This window comes from Candidatus Binataceae bacterium (assembly GCA_035308025.1).
Lineage (GTDB): Bacteria > Desulfobacterota > Binatia > Binatales > Binataceae > JAJPHI01.
Window position 1 is genome coordinate 56,861 of sequence record DATGHL010000014.1, and the last position, 13,911, is coordinate 70,771.

Genomic DNA, 13,911 nt, shown 5'->3' on the forward strand with positions numbered 1-13,911 from the left:
CAGGAGAGTTCGCGATCGGTGAACTAATCCGGCAAAGCTTTGGGTAGAGCGATGGAAGAAGAGGAAAAGAGCAAAGGCTTCAAGATCGATGATCGCCGGCGCTTTTCGGCCGAGGGCGAGCTGAAGCCGGAACATCGGGGCGAGAAAGCTGCGGACGAGCCCGCGGCGCCATCGGTGGCCAAGGCGGCGCCGGCATCGGGCGCGTCAGGGACTTCAACCGCCGCGGCCGCGCCGGAAATGCGTCAGCAGGATGCGGGGCCGCTGGGGGAGCTCAACTTCGCGAGCTTCATGGTAGGGCTTTCCAGTCAGGCGCTGTTTCACCTCGGCGAGATCGTCGATCCGCAGGCGGGCGGGCCGCAGGTGGATTTGCCGGCGGCGCAGCAGCTAATCGATATTGTCGGGATGCTCAAGGATAAGACGCGCGGCAATCTCGATCAGAATGAGCAGGCGCTGATCGATGAGATTCTCTTCGAGCTGCGCATGAAATATGTCGAGCGCAGCTCACGCTGACGTACCGTCCTGGCGTCGGGTATGCGAATCGGGCGCGCGATCAAGTTCGGCGTTTTTGGCGCGGCGGTGCTGGCGCTGTTTGCCGTCGCGCCGCTGATTTACAAATTCATCAGCTATTACAACGCACTCGATCAGGAAGTCGCGGCGCGTTTTGCCGGCAAGCGCTGGACGATTCCGTCGCTGGTCTATTCTGACTCGACGACGATCTATCCGGGGCTCAAGATTGACGATATCGGGTTGTTCCAACGGCTCGCGCGGTTGAATTACCATCGGGTGGATCCCGCTCAGGTCAGAATCCGCGGCGAATACAGCTTCGATAAAGAGCACGGGCGGCTCGATCTCTTCCTGCATAGTTTTCACTACCCATACTCGGAATCGCCCGGCGAGCAGGTTGCGTTGCGCGTCTCGCCGGTCGGGACCGTAATCGAGATCGCGGATGCGGGAACGCATAAGCCGTTGGACGCGATTGAGCTCGAGCCCGAGCTGCTCGGCGCGATTTTCCAGGGCGACTGGGAGCAGCGCCGGATCGTGCCACTGGCAGAGATGCCGCCGGGGATGGTCTATGCGGTGATGGCCGCGGAGGACCATCGGTTTTATGAGCATCATGGGATTGATTTGGTGCGCACGCTCAAGGCGGCGTGGGTGGATTTCAACGCCGGCCATGTGGTGCAGGGCGGATCGACGCTGACGCAGCAACTGGTCAAGAATTTTTTCCTGACCAGCAAGCGCGACTGGCATCGCAAAATGCAGGAAGCGCTGATGGCGTATATCGTCGAGCGGCGCTATTCGAAGGATCAGATTCTCGAAAATTATCTCAATGACATTTACCTTGGGCAGCGCGGCCAGGAAGGCATCTATGGCATCTGGGAGGCGGCGCAATTTTATTTCTCGAAGGAGCCGCGCGACCTCTCGATCGCCGAGATGGCGACGCTGGCCGGGATGATCCGCTCGCCGAACCGCTATAATCCGATCCGTCATGCGGATTCCGTGCGCCTCCGCCGCAATGAAGTTCTGGGCGCGATGCTGCAGGACGGCTATATCGGCAAGGCCGCGTACGATGAGGCGGTCGTCGAACCGGTGCACGCACGTGAGCCCTATCTCGAGACCAACGACGCGCCCTACTTCGTGGATTACGTCAAGCGCGAATTGGCGGAACGCTACCCGGCCGAGGTGTTGGACGGTGAGGGGTTGCGGGTCTTCACCACGCTCGACGTGCATATGCAGAAGCAGGGCGAAACGGCCGTCGATGAGAATCTGGAGAAGCTCGAAGCGCAACACAAGTCGTTGCGGCGCAAGGAGCGCAGCGAGGAACTGCAATCCTGCCTGCTCGCGATCGAGCCGCAGACCGGCAAGATTCGCGCGATGGTGGGAGGGCGCGACTATCGCGAAGGCCAGTTCAATCATGTCACGCAGGCGCATCGCCAACCCGGGTCAGCCTTCAAGCCGGTCACCTATCTGGCGGCGCTGGACGAAACCATGACGGGGCAAGCGCAGTATCTGCCGACCAGCTATATCGAGGACACGCCGTTCACCTGGAATTACGGCACGATGAGTTGGACGCCGAGGAACTACAAGAACCGCTACTTTGGGCGGGTGACGCTGGAATTCGCGCTCGAAGAGTCGCTCAATTCGGCGACCTCGCGGCTGGCTGACGCGGTCGGGCTCGACCGCGTGATCGCGATGGCGGGAAAGCTGGGGTTTGGTGATTTACCAGCCTACCCCTCGATCATACTGGGGGGGATCGAAGTCACGCCGATCGCGCTGGCGCGGATGTACGCGATTCTGGCCAACGAGGGGGAAGACGTCCCGTTCTACGCGGTTACGGCGGTGGTCGATCAGAAGGGCCACCCGATTGAAGGGCACGAGCTCAAGGCTGAGCAGGTGTTGTCGCCGGAACTCGCTTATACGATGGATTTTATGCTCGAGCAGGTGATCAATCACGGCACCGGCGAGGGCGCGCGCAAGGCCGGCTTTCGCCTGCCGGCCGCGGGCAAGACCGGAACCACCAATGACTCGAACGACGCCTGGTTCGCGGGTTTCACGCCAAACCTGCTGGCGGTAGTCTGGACCGGATTCGATCAAAAGGAGGCGCTGGGGTTGACCGGCGCGGAGGCCTCGTTGCCGGCGTGGACGAGCTTCATGAAGGCGGCGACGGCGTCGCGGCCCGAGCTCGACTTCGCCGCACCAGCGGGAGTGGTGACTGCGAAGATCGATCCGCTGAGCGGCGATCTCGCCGGTCCCTATTGTCCGACGACCGTCATCGGAGTGTTTCCCAAAGCGCTCGCGCCGACCGAGGTCTGCCCGTTCCACAAGTCCGCCGCGTCGGTCGAGAATACGGCTGCGCCGGGCGCCGAGGGGGCGGCCGCTACGAACACCGACGCGAATCCCGAGGCGACGCTGGACGATTCGCCCAACGACTGATGCGCGTGAAGGCCTATCGTTGGCGGGGGCTGATCCTCGGCGCCAGTCTGGGAATCGCGGCGATCGGTTATCTTCCTGGAGCAGCCTGCGCCGCACCTGCGGGAACGACAGCGTCCGCGGAGCGGCCGATCAGGTTGGCGCTGGTCTCGGAAGAGCGGATTCCGGGAGAGGATCTTCCGGCGGCGAGTCCGGGGAATGTCGCCGTCGGATCAACCAATCAAGCGCCGGGGCCGTCCAGCGTCGCCAGTCCGAGTTCCGCGAAGGATCAGCCGGCTGACGAAGATAAAGATGACGACTCGGTCGCCGGCCCGGATGAGAATCAAGATGTGCCCGAACCGATGGCTCCGAACGCTGAGCCGTCGCCGAGCGTCGGCGCCGAAGCAAGCCAGACCCTTGCGCCGGGTGAGGCCGCGCCCGGGGCAGTTCCGAGTCCGCCGCCCCCGGCGCTGGATCTGAGCGCGGTCGCGCCCGCTCCCGACCTGGGCGCGGCGTCACTCGCGCCCGAAATCCGCCATGCTTCATCGCCGGCGCTCGCCGCCTCGATCCGGATCACTGAGCAGGCGCGCCGGGAGTTGGCGCAGGGCGCCGCCGACGTCGCGCTACGCGATCTCGGCCGCGCGGTCTCGATCGACGGCGGCAATCCCTTCGCGTATTACTACCTGGGGCGGGTCTATCTGACGCGCAAGAACTACTCTCAGGCGCTGACTTTCTTTCAGCGTGCGGAGTTAGGTTTCGCGGCGCGTCCGGATTGGCGCGGCGAAACCCTGAGTTTCGAGGGGGCTTGCGAAGAGGAGTTGGGACGCGAGCCGGACGCCGCCAAGGCCTATCAGGAAGCAGTCGCTGACGCGCCGGGCAACTTCCGCGCGCAGGCCGGTCATGGACGGCTCGGGGCGGCCGTCGCGCAACCCACGGCCCTCGATGCACCGCCTACCGCCCTCGATGCGCCGCCGCCCAGCGCGGACGATGCGCTTCCACCGCCGCTCACTTCACCGCCAGCGCCCCCGCCTGCGCCCGAGGATGACTCACGGGACTAGCCATTCGCTGTGCTCATCGAGCGTGAGCTCCGTGAAACAAAACAATCCGGGATTCCTCGCTACGCAGACTCCGCTCAGAATGGCAAAAGTCGCGTGTCTGCCGAGCCGCACGTGCAGAGGCTCAGGAGCTTTTCTGGCAGCCTTCGATGAGGTTCGCGATCGAGCTGATGTTCTCGAAATGCTCGGGCAGGATTTCGGTATCGGGCACCTGGATGCCGTAGGTCTCCTCGCAGAAGCTGACGACGCGCATAATGCCGAGCGAATCGAGCAGCCCGACCAGGGAGTCACTCGGCGCCAGCGCGTTCACGTCAAGCGCCTTGTCGTAAAAGACCTCGTTGATCAGGAAGTTGCGCACGCTTTCTTCGATTGCAGTTTTGCTCATTTTCCTACCGGATTGGCCGAGGCCGCGGCGAGCGTCTGACGGAGCAGCGTGTCGCGGTCGATCTTGTCACTAAAAGTATGCGGAAGTTCCGTGCGAAACTCGATACGCTCGGGCACCATATAAAGTGGCAGCGACTCCTTGAGAAAGCCCTTGAGCTGGCCTTCCGTGACGGCCGCGTCCGGCTGCCTGATAACCACCGCATGCAATAAATGGCCGAACTGATCGTCAGGGATCGCGACCAGCACCGCCTCGGCGACAGCGGCGTGGCGGCTCAAGGTGGCCTCGATCTCGCCGAGCTCGACGCGGTAGCCGCGCGTCTTGATCTGATGATCGCGGCGGCCAAAAAAACGCAGGTTGCCGTCGGGGAAGCGGCGCACCAGGTCGCCGGTATTGTATGCGAGCGTCGGAGTTCCGTTGGCGGGCTTGATTGATCGCAGGCGCTTCGCGGTCAAATCGTCGCGGCCCCAGTAGCCCTGCATCAGCGTGCCGCCACCGATCCACAGCTCGCCGACCTCGCCGTCGGCGACCTGCGCACCAGTTTCGTCGAGGATGAAGCCCTCGCAGTTTTCGCACTCGCGCCCGATCGGGATCGGCGAGTCATCGGCGGGCGGCTCCGTGACTTCATACCAGGTGCAGACGTTGGTCTCGGTCGGGCCGTAAAGATTCGCGAAACGAGCCTGCGGAAAGATTGCCATCAGCTCGCGCAGATGCTTGACCGCAAAGACCTCGCCCGCAAAGAGCACAACGCGCATCGAGGCGATGCCACTCGCGGCGAGATTGCCACGGCCCATCAGCAGGATGAAGGTGCTGGGCGTCGCATAACAAACCGTCAGCCGCTGCTCGACCCATTGTTTGGTCAGGGCCGCGGGAAAAGGCGCAACCCGCGACGAGACCGGATAAACGGTCGCACCGGCGCGCGCGCCCGCATAGAGGTCGAAGGTCGAGAGATCGAAATGGAAGCCGGCGTGATTCGACAGACGATCGTCGTGTGAGATGCCGAATTTGTCGCCGGCCCATTCGACAAACGAGAGCGACGCGCTGTGCGAGATCATCACGCCCTTGGGCTGTCCGGTCGAGCCCGAGGTATAGAGGATGTAGGCAAGATCGCGTGCGGTCGCGATGTTGTCGAGCGCCTCGGGGCTCTCGGCCGCGACACTGTCCCAGCCGATTGCCGGGACGCCAGCGATCGCCGGAACGTCAAGGATCGCAAAACCGTTAGCGCGCGGCTCCGCATACAACACGGCGCGCATCGGTGCGTCGCCGGCAAATTCCTTGTCGAGCACGGCAGTTCGCGCCGGAACTGTAATTAACGCAGCGGCGGCGCAGTCGCGGGCGATGTAACAGGCACGCGGCGGCGGCGCCGACGGATCGACCGAGACGTAAGCGGCGCCAGCCTTCATGATGCCGTAGAGCGCCGCGATCGCCTCGGGCGATTTCGGCATCCAGAGCATCACGCGGTCGCCCTTGCGGACGCCCACGCGCTTGAGCGTCCGTGCGATCTGGTTCGAGGCGCGTTCGAGGTCGGCGTAGGTGAAAGCGCGGCCATCCATCGCGATCGCCGGATGGTCGGGCCAACGCCCGGCTGAGCGCCGGACGAGATCGGGCAGAATGTTCGTCACGCTCGCCACGATCACGCTCCTAAAGCCCAAGGCATCGCGCAATGATGCGCCGCTGGATATCGGAAGTGCCGGAATAGATGATGCCGGAAATCGAGTCGCGCAGCTCGCGCTCGACCGGTGACTCCTTCATGTAGCCGAAACCGCCGAAGATACGGACGGCGTCCATCGCGGCCTGCACGTGGCTCTCGCCGACGAAGAGCTTCGCGATCGCAGATTCCATCACCGGGTTCTTGCCCTGCTCATGCATCCAACCGACGTAGTAGACCAGCAGGCGGCCGGCGTCGATCGCAACTTTCATCTCGACGATCCGGTTGGCGACCGCTTCGTACTTGGCGATCGGCTGGCCGAACTGCCGCCGCTCGCGTGCGTACTTGATGCTGTCCTCGAGCAGGCGCTCGGTTGCGCCGACGTGGCTGGCGAAGATGCAGGCGCGCTCCCACTCCATCGCGGAGTTGAAGATGCGCATGCCCGCGCCCTCAGCGCCAAGCCGCGCCGAATCGGGCACAAAACAATCGTCGAAGGCGACCTCGCCGGTGGGCGAGGTGCGGATACCCATCTTGGACATCGGCGGGCCGAAGGTCATCCCGGGCGCACCGCGCGGAACCAGGAAGGTCGTAAGCTGCTTTGCGCCGCCCTCAGTCTTCGGTTTGACGTAGGCGAAGGCGACCGCCAAATCGGCGACCGGGCCGTTCGTCGAGAAGGTTTTCGCGCCGTTGATCAGATAGCCGCCGTCAACTTTTTCGGCGCGCGCGGTAAGCGAAAAGACGTCGGAGCCGGCGTTCGGCTCGGTAATCGCGTGAGCCGCGAGCGCCTCGCCCGTAATCAACTTCGGCAGCCATTCGCGCTTCTGCGCGGCGCTGCCGTAATGCAAAATCGGCATCTGGCAGGACCACATCTGCGCGTTGATACTGAAGACCAGGCCGTTGTCGCGGCAGCCCTTGCCGAGCGCGTCCATGGCGACGATGGTCGAGATAATCCCCTCGCCCTGGCCGCCGTACTCGACCGGCATCGGCAGGCCGAGCAAGCCGAAGTCGGCGCATTTTTTCCAGGACTCAAGCGAAAAGATGCCGGGCGCGTCGCGCTGATCGATATCGCCATTGAGCTGCGCGCGAGCGAATTCCAGCACCGAAGCGCGCAACTGTTTCTGTTCAGGATTCAGGCCAAAATCCATCTGAGACTCGCGTGCGATGGGGCTTAAGAGCCGGCGATCGCGCCTTCGAGGGCGTAACTCGGACGGAGCGCGAGCACCCAGCTGACGGCGCGCTCGACCACTTCCTGCTGCCGCTCGACGTCGAGCACGGAATGCACGCGACCGGGCCAAATCTCAATTTTGAGCCGCTGACGGGTCGCCGCGTCGAGCCGGGTAAAGAGATGCTCTTCGGCGACCTGAAAGGTTTTGTACTCCTCGTCCTCGGTGCCGTACAGAAACAGGGCGCAGGCGCGCGACTTGACCAGGAGATCGAAATTCTGCTGGAAGCTGACGGCGAGCTTATCGTCGCCCAGCGCGCGACCGAGCGTCCCGCGCAGCGCAATTTTAATGGCGCGGCGCGCCAGCTTTCGCGTCGAGACGGAAAACAGCACCTGCCGCCAGCGCTCGGGGTCGAGCGCCCAGCGCGTCATGTTGTGCCAGGTGTAAACGTCGGACGAGGGCAGGCGGGTGACGGGCGACGACATGATGATCAGACCCTCGATCGCCGCGGCTTCGCCGTCGAAGGCGGAGAGCGCAGAAAGCCCGTCGAGACAGGCGCCCCACATCACGAAGCGCGTATGGCCAAAGTTCTCGCGCGCATATTTTATAGCGGTCAATGATTCGTACTGACGGGGTTTCTCCGGGTTGATTGGCAGATCCTCGCCTTCACTTTCGCCCCAGCCGTTCTGATCGAAGCGCAGACAGGCGAAGCCGTTTGTGGCGAGCCGCCGCGCGGCCTGCACGGTCATGCGGCGATGCTCGAAACGCGGCCGCGAGAGCATCACGACACAGAGGTCAGCAGGCACCACCTCCGGCGCCGGCGGCGTGTAGATACCGATGAGCTGACCACGCGGCCCAGCCATCATGAAGGCGCGTTCCGCGCGCGCCCGCGCTAGCTCTTGCGGAGTTTCACGCCAAGGCATCGAGCCAAGCTCCTGTTTGCTCTAACAGCGGGATTGAGACCCACGGAATCCGCCAGAATTGCCAGCCCGGTTCCTCGCTGATACGCACCGAGGTAACCTTCGCGCCGCGCCCTTCAAGAGCCGCCGCGAGGTTTTGGTTGTCGGGCGTCATGCTCATCCGCGGCTGGATCTGCGCGATCAAAGTCGGCCCATTCCAGCCTTCGATCGTGGCGGCGAGGTTGGCGTCGCGCGAACTTAAGTAGAATTTCTCGTGCAAATAGGTTGCGTGGATATCGGCGCGGCCGTCGCGCTCGACGCGCTTGAGCACGTCGTCGGCGGTTTCGCCGAGTTTCTGGCCGCGCGCAACCGCGGCAAACAGTAGGCCGCGGACGAACTGGCGGAAATAATCCTGTCCGCGATGGACCGGTTCCCACAGAATCAGTCCGGCGCCGTCCGGATAGCGACTCAGCGCAGTCGCAGCGACGAGCGTGCCGAAACGCACGCCCATAAAGACGACTCGTTTGGCCCCCGACTGCTCGCGCACGCAAGCTGCGGCGTTGAGTGCGTCCTCGACGAGTCCCTCGAGCGTTACCTCGGCAAAGTCGCCCGACGAGTCGCCGTGGCCACGCGAATGATAGAGCATCGCAGGATAGCCCATCGCCGCGGCGCCGCGCACCGCCAGCGCCAGCATGCGGGTTGGGACCATGTGCTCCAGACCGATACTGTGGCAGGCGACGATCGCAGGAACGTCCGCAATGACGGCCGCGGCAGCGGCGGGACGCGGTTTCGCCGGCGGACAATAGAACCCGTAGAGCGGGCGTCCGGCGGACGAAAAAAACAGCGGTTTTGGCTCGACCCCCATTCGCATTGAAAACCGGCACTGAAGATCTGGCACTGAAAACCTGACTTTCCGAAGCAGGTTGTAGCTTATGCAAAGGCCAAAGTTGTTTCAACGAATATTCTTGAAAGGCCGCAACGGGACTCGCAATTTCAATCCCGTCGTGGAATCTTCAAGCGTTCCGAAACGCCCGACGCCGGCGTAAACTTGACATGCAAAAACAGCGCGGGGCTGCTCGTTCGCGCTGCATATACCGGATTTGGTGATGAATCGCGAAAGGCCATTGAAGCTTCCTGCTTTTCTTGGCGTGGGGCCGCCACGTACTGGCACAACGTGGCTGCACGAAACGATAGTCGGTCACGCCAATCTGCCGCGGGCCAACAAAGAGATAAAGTTTTTTGATCGCCATTACGATCTGGGGCTTGATTGGTATGCGGCGAATTTCGATCAGACCTCGAGTCTCGTCACTGGCGAGATCTGTCCAACCTACTTCGCGTCGGCGGTGGCGCGTGAACGAATTGCGCAACTTACCCCGCGGCCAAAGATAATCTGCACCTTCCGCGATCCGGTGGTGCGGGTCTTCTCTCTCTATAAGATGAAGCGGACCTACGGAGATATAACCTGCGACTTCAAGGACGCGATCGAGAGTGATCCCGAACTGCTGGAGTCGGGCCGTTACGCCTATCATCTGGCGGAGTGGCGGCGGATTTTCGGCGAGGAGAATGTGCTCGCGGCGTTCTACGATGACTTCGCGCTCGATTCGCAGAGCTACGTTGATCGGATCGCCGACTTTGCCGGCATCCCGCGCTTCAAGCTCGCCGACGAGAGTTCGCGCAAAATCCATTCGTCGGAGGGGACGGTCTACCCGCGCAGCCTGATGATCACGCGGATCGGCTCGCGGACCGCCGACTGGCTCAAGGCGCGCCATCTCGGCAACGTCGTCGAGGGCGTCAAGCGGTCGCGGCTGATGGGTTTGTTCGTTGGCGGCAACGATCCGATCCCGCCGCTCTCGAAGGACTTCGCGGGTGAATTGCGGATGCGCTTCAGGGCCGAGATCGAAGCGCTCGAGCAGCTGGTCCGCCGCGACCTCTCGGCCTGGAAGTCAGCACCCGCCGCCGGATAAAGTCCGAACTACATCTCGCTCGCAGCAACGGGGCCGAGGGAACACCCTCGGCCCCGTTGTACTTGTCCAGTCGTCACTGGTGAAGAATTTCACCTCTGGCGAAACGCCAGCCTTAATTACATCGAGTCTAGACACCCCTGAGTCATCCTGGCTCCGAGCCATGATCGCGCTGCGATTTCAACCAAGGATTAGCGGGTTTCGTATGTCGCGAAGTCGTTGATCCGGCGCGACTCAGTACTCAGGCAAAGCGGTAATTGGCACAATCAGTAGATAGTAAAGCTAAATTGACTAAATAAGACAGTATGGCATTCCGATTGCGAAGCATTCCCCCGAATAAGCCGAAACATCTCAAAGGGGGAGATTAATAGATGCGGCGCGAATATCTCATCGGAGTGTTTTTTTTGTGGTCTATCGCGAACCTTGGACGGGTCGGCGCAAGCTGGGCCTTTGAACCCGACGAGCCGCTATACAAACCGCTTTCAATAGTTGCCGTGACGCCCGCTGCGGCTAATGGGATTTATGTGTTGGACGGCATTCACAACGGCAAGATCGACAGCGCTGTGATGGACTCGGCGGATATCGATGGCGTACTCGCCGGGTTCTCGTGGACGGTGCTGGAGCCGACCGAAGGGAAGTTCAACTGGAAGCTGCTGGACTCAATTTTGCGCCAAGCCGCGGCAGGCGGTAAAAAAGTCTCGCTGGTGCTGGGCGCCGGATGGCTAACGCCGACGTGGGTCTATGCCGACGGCGCGCAGAAATTCAACTTCATTTGGGATCAGGCGAGCTGGGGTCCAAAGCTCTGCTCTGTCGCGACGATTCCGGTGCCGTGGGATCCGGTCTATCTGACGAAATGGGCAGCTTTGGTGGCGGCGGCGGGAGCCCGCTACGGGAATAATCCGACGATCGCCTCGATTAAGATCACGGGAATCAACTCGAAGACCCAGGAACTTTTCCTGCCAACCGCAGTCAAGCAACCGATCAACGGCGGGAAAACCTCGTGCGTCAGCGACGACGACGTCGCGGACTGGCAAACCGCGGGTTACACGCCGGCGAAAGTGGAGTCTGCATTCGCGAGCGTGATGGAAATGTTCGTTCGGGCTTTCCCCGAGAACAAGCTCGAAGCGATGCTGACACGGTCGGGCTTTCCGCCGATCGACGATAATGGGAATCGCTATACGCCGAGCTATGGGCGCGATTCTGAAGTAACTGACGATTTCGCTTCGAGTGGGCTCGCGGATTATCCGGCACAATTCACACTGCAGAATAACGGCTGGACTGCGACTACCATCTGGGCGACGGAAACCAGTTATGCCAGCCGCATCACAACTGGTTATCAGGAGGGAACGGTCCAAGGATCGCAAACCCCGGCTGCCATAACTTTGGCGCTCAGCGCGGGCCCGGCGTATCTGGAATTTTACGAGAATGACGCACTCAACCCGGCGGTACAGAGCGCGTTAGTGTCAGCGCATCACGTACTGCAATAAGACTTCGCGGCATAGCCTTTGCTCACTTTAAGTTACGTCGTTTAGGAAGCACTCGGGATCGACGATTTTCGGACGGAGGGCTAACGTTATGATTCTGGCTTTTGGCGCTGGTTTGGTAATTGGGACAGTCGGCGGGATGGTGAGTTGGCTGGCCGCGGCGGCTTACTTCGAGGCGAGGCGCACGCCCGTGACGATGGCCGAGGCGGGTGCGGAGTTTTCGGTCTTCACGGTCGAGAACAGCTTTGCTTTCTCGCCGGAACAGAGCGCGCCGAGCGGACGGCTCTATCGGCGTCCGAAGACTCGCGAATACACGATCGCGCCGGTCGGAGCGGTGGCGAAATCGCGCAGCTCATCGCTTTAGAGCGCCTGCTGCGAAGCGCGGGAAGCCCGTCCCGTATTGCGACGGGCGGGTCGTGAACGGGGCAACAGAACGCGATCCGCCTAGCGTTCGACCTCGAAGCGTATGTCCCAGTGGGGGCGGTCGCCTTTGAGTTCGATCCCCGTAGCCAGCATCACGCCGCATGCTGGGCAGGCGTAGCCGCGAAAGACCACGTCCTCGTCGACAAAAGTACGCGGGTCGATCGCGTAGGGATTCACGGACGCGACCGTATCCTCCCAGGCCGCGCAGAATTCTTTGTAATTTTCGTCCGCTGCACAGAGCGGTTCGCCGCAGCGCTTACATCCCAGGACGCTCTCGCCGCCGACCCGCGCCAGCACGAGGCTTTCGGCCACTGACCGCGCGGCGCCAACGTTGACTTTCGCGCGGCGTTTCCGCTCCGGCAGATTGATCAGACGCGCGCGCCGCAACTCGATCCAATGCGCCGTGGGGGCTGCTGCGTCGATAGCGCCGTCTTGGTCAAAGACCACGCCGTGAATTTTTGCGACCCAGGCTGCGGTCGCCGAGCCTTCCTGCAGGTCTTTGGCGATCAATTCTGCATCGCGCTAATCGCATCGCGGCACTCACAAAGGCGGAATTTGCAGCTGGAAGCTGGCGCTGGGATAGGCAAATCCATTCGTGTAGCTCGTTGAATAGGGTCCAAAATTGCCGCCAGAGCTTCCTGTGAAGACGTCAGCGTCTAAAAATGCCTGCACGGTCGCAAGAGGGCTTTCAACGGTAAGGGCGGGTGATCCCGATGGGCTCGAAAACGTTAGTTTTCCCCCGCCATCTTCTCGGCCTTCGAGACCGGAGCCTTCAAAAATGGTGAGTAGTGTTGCTCCGCCGACAGTAGATACTGGTCCGGCGCTAACTATTGTAGTTGGATTGTTGTTATTAAAGCCGTCCAATGTGTACGAGCTGAAATCCTGACTCGCACCCCGATAAGCTATCAGATGCGCAGCAAGCTCTCCTATTAAATTACAGGACCGTTAAAAGGAGGGACAGAAAAAGAGTAGCTCGCAGGATCGCCGACGCTATATACATGCACGGCCATCCACTTGGGTAGATCAAAAGGTGTTCCTGGGCACGAGATATTGTCGACTCCCACGAGGCTTTGCGCGTCACGTAGGTTCGCGAAGGGCAGAAAACTCCACCCGGGCGGTGCCGTCGGGAGGCTTGATCCGCCGACGCCGGATAACACCACGGCGAGCACATCACCTGCTTGCACAGCGCTCGGCGGACTTATGCTGACCGCGCACGCTGCTGGCGAACACTCTCCTTCGCTACTGCCAGAACCAATGAAAACCGGTACGGCTAGCTTATATGCTCCCGCGCCATGAGTGGCGACGAATATCTGACCTGCAGAATTCTGCTCGATGTCCAAGACGGGAACATTGGGTACAGCACCATTGCCACTGCCGTTGTATGATACCAGTTCGCGCCGCCGTCGCCGCTCTTAAACAGTCCACCGGCCGTGCCCGCTAGCAGGCTGTTGCCGGTTGGGTCGGTGTTATCAACGAGTACTTTATAGGCGGGCCCCTAATCTCTGACAAGTTGCCACCATTCACAAAACCATCGGCCGCCAGCCAATGGGTAGACGAACCGTTAGCGGTTGCCTTATACAAAGGATCACAGGGCGGCGTAGATCCGATAGCCGGCAAGCACCCCTCGGTCGTAAGATATACCTTATTTGCGGTGGTGGGATCGACTGTGATGCTGCTCGCCTGATATAAGCCGCTAATTTCGTTGGTGATTAAATTGCCGGTGATGCCTGCCCACGTGGCGCCCGTGCTTTTGTCAGCTCCAGTCGTGCGCCAGACATAATAGCCACCAGGAGCCGATCCGACCCAATTGGTCGTCATGCCTGTAAGCGCGTAGGCGATAGTATGATTAGGGTAAGTCTAAAGGACTTCACTACAAGGTCCGGTCTGCTATTCTGGCTCGGACAGGCCGGCGCTTTGGCATTGGGCTATGTGCGCTGGTTCAACTCTTCGCTATAAGCCCTCTGAAGTTCGGGAAGGCTTACGGGAGAG

Annotated in this window: 12 protein-coding genes; 6 read left to right on the forward strand and 6 right to left on the reverse strand. The window is 61.5% G+C overall.

Going from position 1 to position 13,911, the window contains the following annotated elements:
- Positions 1-51: 51 nt before the first annotated feature.
- From VKS22_04070 to VKS22_04080, 3 genes are read left to right on the forward strand one after another with little or no spacing between them, the layout of a single operon-like run.
- Positions 52-510 carry a DUF1844 domain-containing protein gene (locus VKS22_04070; protein ID HLW69779.1) on the forward strand — a complete coding sequence of 153 codons (459 nt, stop codon included), beginning with the start codon at positions 52-54 and terminating at the stop codon, positions 508-510.
- Positions 511-531: 21 nt separating this feature from the next.
- Positions 532-2,931 carry a PBP1A family penicillin-binding protein gene (locus VKS22_04075; protein ID HLW69780.1) on the forward strand — a complete coding sequence of 800 codons (2,400 nt, stop codon included), beginning with the start codon at positions 532-534 and terminating at the stop codon, positions 2,929-2,931.
- Entirely contained in the window at positions 2,931-3,965 is a 1,035-nt protein-coding gene (locus tag VKS22_04080; GenBank protein HLW69781.1) for a tetratricopeptide repeat protein, read from the forward strand. The genes VKS22_04075 and VKS22_04080 overlap by 1 nt, the downstream gene beginning before the upstream one ends.
- A 121-nt stretch (positions 3,966-4,086) precedes the next feature.
- Here VKS22_04080 and VKS22_04085 read toward each other — a convergent pair whose 3' ends face one another.
- From VKS22_04085 to VKS22_04105, 5 genes are read right to left on the reverse strand one after another with little or no spacing between them, the layout of a single operon-like run.
- On the reverse strand, positions 4,087-4,347 hold the full coding sequence (locus tag VKS22_04085; GenBank protein ID HLW69782.1) for an acyl carrier protein: 261 nt from the start codon (positions 4,345-4,347) through the stop codon (positions 4,087-4,089).
- Positions 4,344-5,975 (reverse strand): amino acid adenylation domain-containing protein, encoded by a 1,632-nt coding sequence (locus VKS22_04090; protein HLW69783.1) that lies wholly within the window; start codon positions 5,973-5,975, stop codon positions 4,344-4,346. Before VKS22_04090 ends, VKS22_04085 begins: the two co-directional genes overlap by 4 nt.
- A 10-nt stretch (positions 5,976-5,985) precedes the next feature.
- A complete protein-coding gene (locus VKS22_04095) occupies positions 5,986-7,137 on the reverse strand; it encodes an acyl-CoA dehydrogenase family protein (GenBank protein HLW69784.1) in 1,152 nt (383 codons plus the stop codon).
- Between the two features lie 23 nt (positions 7,138-7,160).
- On the reverse strand, positions 7,161-8,078 hold the full coding sequence (locus tag VKS22_04100) for an alpha/beta hydrolase (GenBank protein ID HLW69785.1): 918 nt from the start codon (positions 8,076-8,078) through the stop codon (positions 7,161-7,163).
- Positions 8,065-8,919: an alpha/beta hydrolase gene (locus VKS22_04105; GenBank protein ID HLW69786.1), complete on the reverse strand. Its 855-nt coding sequence runs from the start codon at positions 8,917-8,919 to the stop codon at positions 8,065-8,067. Before VKS22_04105 ends, VKS22_04100 begins: the two co-directional genes overlap by 14 nt.
- A 241-nt stretch (positions 8,920-9,160) precedes the next feature.
- On the opposite strand from VKS22_04105, the gene VKS22_04110 reads away from it, so the two are divergent.
- The 3 genes from VKS22_04110 to VKS22_04120 all read left to right on the forward strand — a co-directional run bounded on the left by VKS22_04110 (position 9,161) and on the right by VKS22_04120 (position 11,863).
- Positions 9,161-10,018: a sulfotransferase gene (locus VKS22_04110; GenBank protein HLW69787.1), complete on the forward strand. Its 858-nt coding sequence runs from the start codon at positions 9,161-9,163 to the stop codon at positions 10,016-10,018.
- Positions 10,019-10,386: 368 nt separating this feature from the next.
- Positions 10,387-11,502, forward strand: coding sequence for a beta-galactosidase (locus VKS22_04115; protein HLW69788.1), 1,116 nt, complete (start codon positions 10,387-10,389; stop codon positions 11,500-11,502).
- 88 nt (positions 11,503-11,590) lie between these two features.
- Positions 11,591-11,863, forward strand: coding sequence for a hypothetical protein (locus tag VKS22_04120; protein HLW69789.1), 273 nt, complete (start codon positions 11,591-11,593; stop codon positions 11,861-11,863).
- Positions 11,864-11,943: 80 nt separating this feature from the next.
- Here the strand turns inward: VKS22_04120 and VKS22_04125 are convergent, their stop codons facing one another.
- Entirely contained in the window at positions 11,944-12,432 is a 489-nt protein-coding gene (locus tag VKS22_04125; GenBank protein HLW69790.1) for an acetone carboxylase subunit gamma, read from the reverse strand.
- Between the last annotated feature and the right edge of the window lie 1,479 nt (positions 12,433-13,911).